Genomic DNA, 11,971 nt, shown 5'->3' on the forward strand with positions numbered 1-11,971 from the left:
CTCGCTCCGGCGGGCGGACGAGTGGAGCGGGACCGAGGAAGTCAAAAGGGTCAATTCTGTGAAAACTAAGGAAACCGGTATAATAAAACCTTCGCCGAGTTAATGGACAACTTGCGGGGCGAAGCGGGTCGGAGTCTTCTTACTTTCGAGAAGCGCCGGCCTGGAAGCACATCCGCTAAAGCGTCGCCGCTTCAGACTCCAAAAGAAGACGGCTACGTGAATATCAACCGTACTTTTATTGGAGTCTGAAGCGTGTCGAACGACTACCTCTTTACTTCCGAATCCGTTTCCGAAGGCCACCCGGACAAGGTTGCCGACCAAGTCTCCGACGCCATCCTCGACGCCATTCTGTCGCAGGACAAATATTCGCGCGTCGCCGCGGAAACGCTGTGCAACACCGGTCTCGTCGTCCTCGCGGGCGAAATCACGACCACCGCCAACGTCGATTACATCCAGGTCGCGCGCGACACCATCAAGCGCATCGGTTACGACAACACCGACTTCGGCATCGACTATCGCGGCTGCGCGGTTCTCGTCGCGTATGACAAGCAATCGCCGGATATCGCGCAAGGCGTGAACAAGGCGCACGACGACAATCTCGATCAGGGCGCGGGCGACCAGGGCCTCATGTTCGGCTACGCCTGCGACGAAACGCCCGAACTGATGCCGCTGCCGATCCACCTTTCGCATCGCCTCGTCGAGCGTCAGGCAAACCTTCGTCGCGATGGCCGTTTGCCCTGGCTGCGTCCGGACGCGAAGTCGCAAGTCACCGTGCGTTATGTCGATGGCCGCGCGCATTCCATCGATACGGTCGTGCTGTCGACGCAACATTCGCCGGACATCGACCTGCCGCAACTGCGCGAAGCGGTGATCGAAGAAGTCATCAAGCCGACGCTGCCGAAGGAACTCATCAAGGGCGACATCAAGTTTCTGGTGAACCCGACGGGCCGCTTCGTCATCGGCGGTCCGCAGGGCGACTGCGGTCTGACGGGCCGCAAGATCATCGTCGACACGTACGGCGGCGCGGCTCCGCACGGCGGCGGCGCGTTCTCGGGCAAGGATCCGTCGAAGGTCGACCGCTCGGCGGCGTACGCGGGACGTTATGTCGCGAAGAACATCGTCGCGGCCGGTCTCGCATCGCGCGCGCTGATCCAGGTTTCGTACGCAATCGGCGTGGCACGTCCGACTTCGGTGATGGTGAACACGTTCGGCACGGGCCGCGTGTCGGATGCCGAAATCACGAAGCTCGTTCTGGAGCATTTCGATCTGCGTCCGAAGGGCATCATCCAGATGCTCGATCTGCTGCGCCCGATCTACGAAAAGACGGCGGCATACGGTCACTTCGGCCGCGAAGAGCCTGAATTCTCGTGGGAAGCCACCGACAAGGCGCTCATGCTGGCCGAAGCGGCGGGCACGGAGCCGGTCGCAAGCGTGGCGTAACGCCATTCGCCGAACGCGCGGGACAAGAACCGGCAAGCATCGCGCTTGCCGGTTTTTTTTCGCCTGCGCGGCGCGTTTCTTGCGACCGAACCGGACGGCAAAACCGATCATCCACGGAGCCGTCATGCCGTTCGAAACGCTTCTTTCTCCCGTCACAATCGGCAATCTCGAACTGCCGAATCGCGTGGTGATGGCGCCGCTCACGCGCAATCGCGCGTCGCAGCCCGGCGATGTACCCAGCGAAATGAACGCGCACTATTACGCGCAGCGCGCGGGCGCGGGACTCATCGTGACCGAGGCGACGCAGGTTTCGCGGCAAGGTCAGGGTTATGTCGCGACGCCCGGCATCTATTCCGACGCGCAGGAAGCCGGATGGAGAGCCGTCGTGGGCGCGGTTCACGCGCGGCACGGGCGCATCGCGTCGCAGCTGTGGCATGTGGGGCGCGTGTCGCATCGATCGCTGCAGGAGGGCGATGCGCCGCCCGTCGCGCCGTCCGCGATCCGCGCGCGCGACACGCAAGTGTTCGTGAGACACGATGACGGCACCTACGGCATGACCGACGCCGACGAACCGCGCGCGCTTGAGATCGGCGAGTTGCCGGGCATCGTGCTGCAGTTCGTCGATGCCGCGCATCGCGCCAAGCGCGCCGATTTCGACATGATCGAAGTCCACGCGGCCAACGGCTATCTGCTGCATCAGTTCATGGCGACGGGCACCAACCATCGCACCGACGAGTACGGCGGCGGCATCGAAAATCGCGTGCGGCTGGTCGTCGATGTGCTGGAGGCGGTCGCGGGCGTGATGGGCGCGAATCGCGTCGGCATCCGGATATCGCCGAACTTCACGGGATTCGATCTGCACGACGATGAAGGCGAAGCGTCATCGCTGTATCTGGCGCGCGAGCTGAAGCGCATCGGCATCGCGTATCTGCATCTGGCGGAAGGCGACTGGGCGGGCGGCGCGCCGCTTTCGGACGGCTATCGAGACGCGCTGCGGGAGGCTTACGACGGCGCGATCATCGTCTGCGGCGAATACACCGCGGAAGAAGCCAATACGCGCATCGAACGAGGCGAAGCCGACGCCGTGGCTTTCGGTCGCGCGTTTCTCGCGAATCCGGATTTGGTCGAGCGCTTCAGGATGAACGCGCCGCTCAACGCGCCCGACGAGGCGACGTTCTACGGCGGCGGAGAGAAAGGCTACACGGACTATCCGACGCTCGACGAGGCCGAGCGCAAGTGAGGGATTGCGCGATTGCGCGATTCAGCGCGCCGCGAACGCGTACCAGCCGGCGCTCGTCGCCGACACGCGACGCGGACGACGGCTCGTCAGCGCAGCCGCTTTCGGCTTCGGCGCGGGCGCGCGCAACTGCACCGGACGGCGCAACAGCGCGCGCAACGACACCCGGCGCGAGGCCGCGCGCACGCGCAAATTGAAGAAGAAACCGCGGAACCACGACCGGATGCCGTCGACCGGATGCACGTTCTTCAGTTGCTCGGCGAGCAATTGCGTGCGGGTGGAGTGATGGCGCAGCGCGCGGATCATGCCGCGGCGCGCAGGACGCGCGGCTCGCGATGCGACGCGAGTAAGTCCGATAGCGATTCGGTGGTTCATGTCGGCGGGAAAGGTCGGTTTGCGTGGAAGCAGACTCGACGATAGTCGTCTCAAAAATGAAGTTCAACGCTTCGATTCAACAGCAATTGCGAAGTTGCACCGAATTGATGCGGATCAATGTACAGGACCCGTATTACCCGGGTAAGTCCGCGTTTTCCCTGCCGTTTCATGAAGCGGCTGCTTATAAAAATCGGCGGAAGCGTTCTCGCATGGGCCTTCCTGCGCTGCCGGATTTACAATCCCCGTATTCGCCCCAATTCCGGATATAGCGTCGACGGCATGAAGAAATTCGAAAGCCGCCGGAGCCAAGAACTGAAATGTCTGATCAAAACCTGCTGAAATCGAAGAAGGAACAGGTGCACGAGCTGCGTCGAAACGGCTACGTGATCGTGAAAGGGCTGGTTTCGCAGGAACGCCGCGACGCGATGCTCGAAGTCGCGCGCCGGCAACTCGCCGAGGCCGCCGCGCCGGTCGAGTTCGAGGCCGATCTGAAATATCCCGGCGCGCCGGATTCGAAGGACGCGCCCGGCGGACACACCGTGCGCCGCCTGCTCGACGCCTACGCGCGGCATCCGCTTTACGCGGAGTTCGCGACATCGCCGGAAGTGCGCGGATGGATGGAGTTGTATTTCGGCGAGACGCCGTATTTGTCGCGCGCGCATCACAACTGCATGATGACGAAGCACCCGGCGTACGGCAGCCTGACCGGCTGGCATCGCGACGTGCGCTACTGGGCGTTCGAGCGCGACGATCTCGTTTCCGCGTGGGTCGCGCTCGGCAACGAAACGGTGGAAAACGGCGCGCTGTGGTTCGTGCCGATGTCGCACAAGCTGCCGTTCACATCGGATCGCTTCGACGACGCGAAATTCTTCCGCTCCGACTTGCCCGAGAATGCCGCGCTGATCCGCACGGCGGTGTCGCCCGCGCTGGAACCGGGCGACGTCGTGTTCTTCCACTGCAACACGCTGCATTCGGCGGGCAAGAACCTCACCGATCAGGTGAAGTTCTCGCTCGTGTTCACGTATCGCGGCGCGAGCAACGCGGCGCTGCCCGGCACGCGCTCGGCGTCGAAGCCGGAAGTGCCGCTCGTCTGACGTCTGAGCGTTTGAGCGTTTCAGCGTTTCGACGGAATCGTGAGGCCGATCAGCCCGGCGAGCGACGCGACGATGCCGCCCGCGATCAGCCAGATGGTCTTGTTCGTGGGCGAGCCGGTGAAGAAGCGCGCGACGTCGCTGGAGAGCGAATGAAACGACTGGCCGCCGAAATACAGCAGCACGACGCCGCCGACTAGCAGCGCAACGGAAATCGCTCGGGTCATGGCGTGGTCTCTTGGCTGGAAAAGCGCGTCAGGTTAGCGGGTCGGCGCTCGCGCGTCCACTCACGCCGCCTGCGCCTGCTCGCGCGTGTACGGCTGAATCTTGCGCAGGAGGTCGGCCATCACGTACTGATGATCGCTTCTGCTCGTCCACGCGCCGAGGTTGTATTTGACGCCGGTGTCCGTGTAATCGGTCACGGCGACCCACGGCGCCGACGGCCCGTCCTGCACGATGCGCGGATCGTCGCTCATCAGCTTGCGCAGTTCCTCGAGCACACGCTCGACCTTCAGCCCATGCTGTGCCTGAAAGTTGATGACGACGCGACGCCGATCGTTCGCGCTGTAGTTCGTGATGGCGTTCGCCCAAATGAGGCTGTTCGGCACGAACATGATGATGCCGTCGGCTTTCGTGAGGCGCGTCGTGAAAAGTCCGATCTCGTTGACCGTGCCCGCCGTCGTTCCGACGCCTTCGATGTAATCGCCGACGCGAAACGGGCGCAGCAGCAGGAGCATCAGGCCGGCCGCGATGTTTTGCAGCGTGCCCTGCAGCGCGAGGCCGATGGCGAGGCCGGCAGCGCCGAGCACGGTCAGGATGCTGGCGGCGGCAATGCCGAGCTTGCCGAGCGCGGCGACGATCGCGACGACGCGGATCGCCCACAACGCGAGGCTGGCGAGCACCGGCGTGAGCGTGGCATCGACATTGGTGCGAGCGAGCGTGCGGCGCAGGGTGTTCGCGACGGCGTTCGAAATCCACCAGCCGACCGCGAGAATCAGCAGCGCCAGCAGAATATCGATGCCGTAAGTCACGGCAATTGCACCAAACGAATCGTAAGCGGGGCGAAGTCTGTCGATCGAATCCATGGGTAGCGGTCCTTCAAAACGAATCTGCTTTTGTCCGCGATCGCGTTGGATCGTTCCCCTTGCTGGCCATCCGGCCTATACCGAATAGCGGGACGGCATCGCGTGCCGTGCGCGCCCAGCCCCGATTGGCTTACCATTGACGCCCTCGACAGCGTGCGTGTCCGCGCGTGCCGCGTGAAAGGCACGTTGTCCGTTCCAGTCCGTTCAATTCGCCATCCGCAGAGGAAATCCGTCATGGCCTACGAAGCAGCCTCCGAGCGTTACACGCAAATGCAATACCGCACTTGTGGCAGGAGCGGGTTGAAACTTCCTGCGTTGTCGCTCGGTTTGTGGCACAACTTCGGCGATACGACGCCGATCTCCACGCAACGTGAAATCCTGCGCACGGCGTTCGATCTCGGCGTCACGCATTTCGATCTCGCGAACAATTACGGCCCGCCGTACGGCAGCGCCGAAACGAACTTCGGGCGCATCTTCAAGGACGACTTCCGCCCTTATCGTGACGAACTGTTGATCTCCTCGAAAGCCGGCTGGGACATGTGGCCCGGTCCGTACGGCCAGGGCGGCGGCTCGCGCAAATACGTGCTGGCGAGCCTCGACCAGAGCCTGAAGCGCATGGGCCTCGATTACGTCGACATCTTCTATTCGCACCGTTTCGACGCCGATACGCCGCTCGAAGAAACCGCTGGCGCGCTGGCGACGGCCGTGCATTCGGGCAAGGCGCTTTACGTTGGCATCTCGTCGTACTCGGCGTCCAAAACACGCGAGATGGCCAAGCTGCTTGCCGAGCATAAGGTGCCGCTGCTGATCCATCAGCCGTCGTACAACATGCTGAACCGCTGGATCGAAGAAGACCTGCTCGACACGCTCGACGACATCGGTGCGGGAAGCATCGCGTTTACGCCGCTCGCGCAAGGTCTGCTGACCAGCAAGTATCTGAATGGCGTGCCGCAGGACGCGCGCGTCAACAAACCGGGCGGCGGCTCGCTCAAGCAGGAACATCTGAGCGATGCGAACCTCGCGCACGTCCGCAAGCTCAACGATCTCGCGCAGAAGCGCGGCCAGAGCCTCGCGCAGATGGCGCTCGCGTGGGCGCTGCGAGGCGGGCGCGTGACCTCGGTGCTGATCGGCGCGAGCCGCGCGGAGCAAGTCGTCGAGAACGTCGGCGCACTGAAGAATCTCGATTTCTCGAAGGAAGAACTCGCGGAAATCGATCAGCACGCGAAGGAAGGCGGCATCAACCTGTGGGAAAAACCGTCGACGGATCAGCGCATCTGACACGCGTGCGGCCTTTCGCCAGAAGGGTATTTCGAGATACGCGCGGCATCCGTTGCTATCATGCGGACTCGGCGGCTTTTGCGCAGCGATAAGAGTTGCCGCCGAGGCCGGCCACCGGCCGCGCAGTCAGCCGAAAGTGCATTTCTTCTGCACGCACGTTCGCCCACGAGGCGCGCGTGCGCGCCACCGCCGCCGTATCGACGTTCGGACCGCGAAACGACTATCGGGTTAAAATAGCCGATTGCGCCGGGCTGTCAGTTTTTTTGCGCGAAGTTCACGCGTGGCGCGGCGTGAATCGCTGTCCTCGCATCGCGGGTTTCGGATCAATCGGCGACCTTCACCATTCGATCGTCCCGTTCGGACAGCGCAGCGCCCCTCGTTGCGCCCTCGTAGCGCGCTTTGTTTTCGACATCGGCCCGGCGTGGCATCCGCCGCCAGCCAGGCGCGAGCGTCAGAGCGTCACCGCTTTCGCACAGTTAGAGCACAGTTCAAGAAGCCATGAGCAACCTTAATTCTCAAACCGTTCTGAGCGTCCATCACTGGACCGACACGCTTTTCAGTTTCACCTGCACCCGCGACAGCTCGTTCCGCTTCGAGAACGGCCAGTTCACGATGGTAGGTCTCGAAGTCGACGGCAAGCCGCTTCTGCGCGCGTACAGCCTCGCGAGCGCGAACTACGAAGAGCATCTCGAATTTCTGAGCATCAAGGTTCCGGACGGCCCCCTGACCTCGCGCCTGCAACATCTGAAAGTGGGCGATTCCGTGCTGATCGGCAAGAAGCCGACGGGCACGCTCGTCGCCGACAATCTGCTGCCCGGCAAGACGCTGTGGCTGCTGTCGACCGGCACGGGCCTCGCGCCGTTCATGTCGATCATCAAGGACCCGGACGTCTACGACCGCTACGAGAAGATCGTGCTGACGCACACGTGCCGTTTCGTCGACGAACTCGCGTACAAGGATTTCATCACCGAGCACTTGCCGGCGCATGAGCATATCGGCGAAATCGTGTCCGAAAAGCTCGTCTATTACCCGACGGTCACGCGCGAGGAGTTCGCGAACCGTGGTCGCATCACCGATCTGATCGAGACCAAGAAGCTGTTCGCCGATCTCTCGGTCGAGCCGTTCTCGGTCGAAAACGACCGCGTGATGCTCTGCGGTAGCCCGCACATGCTGCGCGACACGCGCGAACTGCTCGACGCGATGGGCTTCCAGGAAGGCAGCAACAGCCATCCTGGCCACTACGTCGTGGAAAAGGCGTTCGTCGGATAAGCTGTCTCGACGTCGCGATTGCACAAACCGGAGCCTCGCGCTCCGGTTTTTTTTCGCCTCGACGAAATCACCATACGCGCGTCGCTGTTACAAATTGACCACGGTCCGTAGGTCTTTTTCCTACGCATTATGCGCAGCGGACTTGGCAAACGACATGAAGTTCGACCGCCGAAGCCTTGCGCGACATGGATTTATCATTTTTTTGAGATATGATGCGTTTACTTTTTGACGGCGCAGGCCATCCCGTAGTCCGTCAACGATGTTACTGAGTGTAAATTCGGTTACGCCGCTCGTGAGTTACCCGAGGACGTAGCTCCAGTTGCGCTCGAAGCGAGGATAGTGAATGAACCCGTCGGCCACGATCACGCTCGATGAGAACCCGATTCGCCGCGCTCCGCTGCGCGCGGTTCCGTCACCGTCGCCGGAATGCTCCGGCGCGTCGTTTGCCTCACCCTATTCCGCGCTGATCGACGCCAAGCTCAAGGGCGACCGTCAGATTCAGCGTCTCACCGCCCGCGTCCAGGAACTCGCCGCGCTGCTCGCCGCCACCGAAGAGCGCGCGCGTCAGGCGCTCGCGCAAGACCTGCACGACGCGAGCGGCGCCGCGCTCACCGTCGCGAATATCGCGCTCGCTCGCGCCGAGCACTGGCTGCCCGCCGATGCGCCCGCCGCGCTCGACGACGCGCTGCATCAGGCGCGCGCGGCGCTCGCGGATGTCTGCGAGACGAGTCATCGCATCGTCGAGGGATTGCAGACGCCGACTTTCGATGCCAACTTCGCCGCCACGCTGGCCGGCTGGATCGCGGATTTCGGCGCGCGCACGGCGATCGCCGTCGATTTCTCCTGCCCCGACGATGCGCGTCTCGATCGCATGTCGCACGACATGTCGCTCGCGCTCTTTCGCGTGATGCAGGAAGCGCTCGGCAACGTCGCGCGTCACGCGCACGCCGGGCATGCGCGCGTGTCCGTCGCGCTCGACGGACAAGGCGTGATCCTGCTCGTCGAAGACGATGGCGTCGGCATCAGCGCGGCGGCGCGTCGCAAGAGCGGACGCTTCGGCCTTTCCGGGATGCGCGCGCGCTGCGAGGCGCTCGGCGGCAATCTGCGCGTCGCGGCGGCGAAGCCTGCCGGCACTTGCGTGCGCGCGCGTTTCCCGTGGGCTGCGGCGGGTCCGGGCCTGTTCACGCTCAGCGTGGTCAACGCCTGAGGCCGCCGCGATGCTCAGAATCCTGCTCGCCGACGATCACGGCATCGTGCGCCGCGGCGTCGCGCAATTGCTGCTGGAACGCGGCGTCGCATCCGAAGTGCTGGAGGCCGAGACCGGCATGCAGGCGCTCGCGCTCGCCGCGCGTCGCCCGCTCGATGTCGCGATGCTCGACATCTCGCTGCCGGACATCAACGGCATCGACGTGTTGAAGCGTCTCAAGCGCGAAAGCCCGCGTCTGCCGGTGCTGATGTTTTCGATGTATCGCGAAGATCAATATGCGGTGCGCGCGTTGAAGGCGGGCGCGGCGGGCTATCTGTCGAAGACGGCGGACCCCGCGCTGATGATCGGCGCGATTCAGCAAGTCGCCGCAGGCCGAAAATACGTAAGCCCTGAAATGGCCGAAGCGCTCGCAACCTACGTTTCGCTCGATACGGACCGGTTGCCGCACGAGAAGCTATCGGACCGCGAATATCAGACGCTGTGCATGCTTGCTTCGGGAAAACGGCTCACTGATATCGCGAACGCCTTATCGCTTTCGGTTAAGACCGTAAGTGTTTATCGCGCGCGGTTGCTGGAGAAAATGAAGCTCGCCAACAACGCAGAGCTTACGTTCTATGTGATGAGCAACCGTCTCGTCGACATGAATCCCGCCATCGCCGGGTAGGTTTTATCTCGTGCTAGATAAAACGGGTGGATCGTAACAAATTGCCGCAATTCTGCGTTGCATGCTCAATGGATAGGCAATCTCTGAGTCTCCGATAAAATATCGGGTTTTCCCGAGGTAACGGCCGCTCGCGCGCGCCAGAAGGAGACTCATCGCAATGTCGTTGTTCCGCAAGAAAAACATCGAGCACATGCTGGCCGGCGCGCACAGCACATCGCTCAAAAAGACGCTCGGCGCCCTGGATCTGACGTTCCTCGGAATCGGCGCGATCATCGGCACGGGCATTTTCGTGCTGACCGGCACCGGCGCCGTCCAGGCCGGCCCGGCGCTCATGATTTCGTTCATCATCGCGGCGATCGCGTGCTGCTTCGCCGCCCTCGCCTACGCGGAATTTTCGTCGACGATTCCGGTCGCCGGTTCCATCTACACGTATTCGTATGCGACGCTCGGCGAACTCGCCGCGTGGATCATCGGCTGGGATCTGATGCTCGAATACGGGCTCGCGACGTCCGCCGTTTCGGTCGGCTGGTCGGGCTACTTGCAGTCGCTGCTCGCCGGCTTCGGCATCTCGCTGCCGACCGCCCTCACCGCCGCGCCCGGCGCGTTGCCCGGCGAGGTCACGTTCTTCAACCTGCCCGCGTTCCTCGTGATGATGGCGATCACCTGGCTGCTTTCGGTCGGCGTGAGGGAATCGACGCGCCTGAACAACATCATGGTCGCGATCAAAGTGACCATCGTGCTGCTCGTGATCGCGGTCGGCGTGTTCCATGTGAAGCCGGCAAACTGGCAGCCGTTCATGCCGAACGGCTGGTCCGGCGTGTTCGGCGCGGCGGCCGTCATGTTCTTCGCGTTCATCGGCTTCGATTCGGTGTCGTCGGCGGCCGAGGAAGTGAAGAACCCGAAGCGCGATCTGCCGATCGGCATCATCTCGTCGCTCGCGGTGTGCGCCGTGCTGTACGTGGCGGTCGCGGCCGTCGTGACCGGCATCGTGCCCGCGCCGCAGTTCGCGAACAATCCGCATCCGGTGTCGTTCGCGCTGCAAGTCGCGGGTCAGAACTGGGTCGCGGGCTTCATCGATCTCGGCGCGGTGCTCGGCATGCTCACCGTGATTCTCGTGATGAGCTACGGCCAGACGCGCATCATCTACGCGATGTCGCGCGACGGCCTCTTGCCCGCGCGGCTTTCGAAGGTGCATCCGCGCTACGCGACGCCGTTCCTCACGACGTGGATCGTCGGCATTTTCTTCGGTCTGATCGGCGCGCTCGTGCCGCTCAACGTGCTCGCCGAGCTCATCAACATCGGCACGCTCGCCGCGTTCTCGATGGTCTCCATCGCCGTGCTGATCCTGCGCCGCACGCATCCCGACTTGCCGCGCGCGTTCCGCTGCCCCGGCGTGCCGGTCGTGCCGATTCTGGCGGTGGCGTCGTGTCTGTTCCTGATGGTCAATCTTCAGGCGATGACGTGGATCGCGTTCGTGCTGTGGCTCGTGATCGGCCTCGCGATCTATTTCCTGTACTCGCGACGCCATTCGGTGCTCGGACGTCGAACGCACGAGCAGCGAGAGACCGTGACGCACTGAGCGTCCTTGCTCGACACAAAAGCGCCGCCCTCGAGGCGGCGCTTTGCATTTGCAGCGGCAAAACCTTGAGTTTGGGACGGACGTTCGCGCCGATAGCGACGCCCGCCGATTTGTGTTTTACTCATTGTCACAAACACATAACACCAATTCCGGCTGAACGCTCACGGCGGCAGATGGCAGGTGCGTGGCGTGAAGCTGGATCGTCCTCACTTAGGAGACAGTGAAAATGGCGCTCAGCATCAGCCTGACGGTCAATGGGAAACCGGTGACCGCCACCGTCGAACCGCACGTTCTGCTCGTCCAGTTTCTCCGCGATCAACTCAGGCTTACCGGCACGCATATCGGCTGCGACACGGCGCAGTGCGGCGCGTGCACCGTCCATCTCGATGGCCGCGCGATCAAGTCGTGCAACATCCTCGCCGCGCAGGCGGACGGCATGGAAGTCACGACCATCGAAGGCATGGCGAAAGACGGCCAGCTTCATCCGATGCAGGCGGCGTTCAGGGAATGTCACGGCCTTCAGTGCGGCTTCTGCACGCCGGGCATGGTGATGAGCGCGAGCGCGCTGGCTGCGCAATCGCCGAATCTCTCCGAAGAAGAAGTGCGCGAGCAGCTCGACGGCAATCTGTGTCGCTGCACGGGCTATCACAACATCGTCAAGGCGGTCTTGCAGGGCGCGCAAAACATGAAAGCGGGCGCCTGATTCCGCGTCAATCCACATTCCACACGATGTATCGCGCCTTTAA

Annotated in this window: 12 protein-coding genes; 9 read left to right on the forward strand and 3 right to left on the reverse strand. The window is 62.9% G+C overall.

The annotated features are described in order from the left end of the window. Positions 1–252 precede the first annotated feature (252 nt). Both metK and NCS67_RS13190 read left to right on the forward strand, forming a co-directional pair. Positions 253–1,440, forward strand: a complete 1,188-nt coding sequence (metK, locus tag NCS67_RS13185; protein ID WP_008352353.1) for a methionine adenosyltransferase — start codon at positions 253–255, stop codon at positions 1,438–1,440. A 124-nt stretch (positions 1,441–1,564) separates the two neighbouring features. Further along, positions 1,565–2,680 carry an alkene reductase gene (locus NCS67_RS13190; protein WP_250435376.1) on the forward strand — a complete coding sequence of 372 codons (1,116 nt, stop codon included), beginning with the start codon at positions 1,565–1,567 and terminating at the stop codon, positions 2,678–2,680. A 21-nt stretch (positions 2,681–2,701) separates the two neighbouring features. On the opposite strand, the gene NCS67_RS13195 is transcribed toward NCS67_RS13190, so the two are convergent. Further along, on the reverse strand, positions 2,702–2,983 hold the full coding sequence (locus NCS67_RS13195) for a hypothetical protein (RefSeq protein ID WP_008352351.1): 282 nt from the start codon (positions 2,981–2,983) through the stop codon (positions 2,702–2,704). Positions 2,984–3,369: 386 nt separating this feature from the next. Here NCS67_RS13195 and NCS67_RS13200 point away from each other — a divergent pair, with 386 nt between their 5' ends. Further along, positions 3,370–4,146, forward strand: coding sequence for a phytanoyl-CoA dioxygenase family protein (locus tag NCS67_RS13200; protein ID WP_008352350.1), 777 nt, complete (start codon positions 3,370–3,372; stop codon positions 4,144–4,146). A 20-nt stretch (positions 4,147–4,166) separates the two neighbouring features. Here the strand turns inward: NCS67_RS13200 and NCS67_RS13205 are convergent, their stop codons facing one another. Then, positions 4,167–4,370 carry a DUF3185 family protein gene (locus NCS67_RS13205; protein ID WP_008352349.1) on the reverse strand — a complete coding sequence of 68 codons (204 nt, stop codon included), beginning with the start codon at positions 4,368–4,370 and terminating at the stop codon, positions 4,167–4,169. A gap of 60 nt (positions 4,371–4,430) precedes the next feature. After that, on the reverse strand, positions 4,431–5,228 hold the full coding sequence (locus NCS67_RS13210) for a mechanosensitive ion channel family protein (protein WP_250435377.1): 798 nt from the start codon (positions 5,226–5,228) through the stop codon (positions 4,431–4,433). A gap of 234 nt (positions 5,229–5,462) precedes the next feature. On the opposite strand from NCS67_RS13210, the gene mgrA reads away from it, so the two are divergent. From mgrA to NCS67_RS13240, 6 genes are all read left to right on the forward strand, one after another. Then, positions 5,463–6,506 carry an L-glyceraldehyde 3-phosphate reductase gene (gene mgrA / locus NCS67_RS13215; RefSeq protein ID WP_008352347.1) on the forward strand — a complete coding sequence of 348 codons (1,044 nt, stop codon included), beginning with the start codon at positions 5,463–5,465 and terminating at the stop codon, positions 6,504–6,506. A 498-nt stretch (positions 6,507–7,004) separates the two neighbouring features. Then, complete coding sequence (locus NCS67_RS13220; RefSeq protein ID WP_250435378.1) at positions 7,005–7,775, forward strand: ferredoxin--NADP reductase; 771 nt, start codon at positions 7,005–7,007, stop codon at positions 7,773–7,775. Between the two features lie 343 nt (positions 7,776–8,118). Next, positions 8,119–8,982: a sensor histidine kinase gene (locus tag NCS67_RS13225; protein ID WP_250435379.1), complete on the forward strand. Its 864-nt coding sequence runs from the start codon at positions 8,119–8,121 to the stop codon at positions 8,980–8,982. A 10-nt stretch (positions 8,983–8,992) separates the two neighbouring features. Beyond that, complete coding sequence (gene rqpR, locus NCS67_RS13230; protein ID WP_008352341.1) at positions 8,993–9,646, forward strand: response regulator transcription factor RqpR; 654 nt, start codon at positions 8,993–8,995, stop codon at positions 9,644–9,646. Between the two features lie 157 nt (positions 9,647–9,803). Continuing rightward, positions 9,804–11,225 (forward strand): branched-chain amino acid transporter BcaP, encoded by a 1,422-nt coding sequence (gene bcaP / locus NCS67_RS13235; protein ID WP_284504084.1) that lies wholly within the window; start codon positions 9,804–9,806, stop codon positions 11,223–11,225. Between the two features lie 226 nt (positions 11,226–11,451). Beyond that, on the forward strand, positions 11,452–11,928 hold the full coding sequence (locus NCS67_RS13240; protein WP_008352336.1) for a (2Fe-2S)-binding protein: 477 nt from the start codon (positions 11,452–11,454) through the stop codon (positions 11,926–11,928). Positions 11,929–11,971: the final 43 nt, after the last annotated feature.

The sequence above is a fragment of the Caballeronia sp. ATUFL_F2_KS9A genome (genome assembly GCF_023630765.1).
Taxonomy (GTDB): Bacteria; Pseudomonadota; Gammaproteobacteria; order Burkholderiales; family Burkholderiaceae; genus Caballeronia; species Caballeronia zhejiangensis.

What these genes read in the sequence shown, in the direction of transcription:
- NCS67_RS13190 (WP_250435376.1), top strand. Translation starts at nt 1,565, where the DNA reads ATGCCGTTCGAAACGCTTCTTTCTCCCGTCACAATCGGCAATCTCGAA.
- NCS67_RS13195 (WP_008352351.1), bottom strand. Translation starts at nt 2,983, where the DNA reads ATGATCCGCGCGCTGCGCCATCACTCCACCCGCACGCAATTGCTCGCC.
- mgrA (WP_008352347.1), top strand. Translation starts at nt 5,463, where the DNA reads ATGGCCTACGAAGCAGCCTCCGAGCGTTACACGCAAATGCAATACCGC.
- bcaP (WP_284504084.1), top strand. Translation starts at nt 9,804, where the DNA reads ATGTCGTTGTTCCGCAAGAAAAACATCGAGCACATGCTGGCCGGCGCG.
- NCS67_RS13200 (WP_008352350.1), top strand. Translation starts at nt 3,370, where the DNA reads ATGTCTGATCAAAACCTGCTGAAATCGAAGAAGGAACAGGTGCACGAG.
- NCS67_RS13225 (WP_250435379.1), top strand. Translation starts at nt 8,119, where the DNA reads ATGAACCCGTCGGCCACGATCACGCTCGATGAGAACCCGATTCGCCGC.
- NCS67_RS13240 (WP_008352336.1), top strand. Translation starts at nt 11,452, where the DNA reads ATGGCGCTCAGCATCAGCCTGACGGTCAATGGGAAACCGGTGACCGCC.
- rqpR (WP_008352341.1), top strand. Translation starts at nt 8,993, where the DNA reads ATGCTCAGAATCCTGCTCGCCGACGATCACGGCATCGTGCGCCGCGGC.
- NCS67_RS13205 (WP_008352349.1), bottom strand. Translation starts at nt 4,370, where the DNA reads ATGACCCGAGCGATTTCCGTTGCGCTGCTAGTCGGCGGCGTCGTGCTG.
- NCS67_RS13220 (WP_250435378.1), top strand. Translation starts at nt 7,005, where the DNA reads ATGAGCAACCTTAATTCTCAAACCGTTCTGAGCGTCCATCACTGGACC.
- NCS67_RS13210 (WP_250435377.1), bottom strand. Translation starts at nt 5,228, where the DNA reads ATGGATTCGATCGACAGACTTCGCCCCGCTTACGATTCGTTTGGTGCA.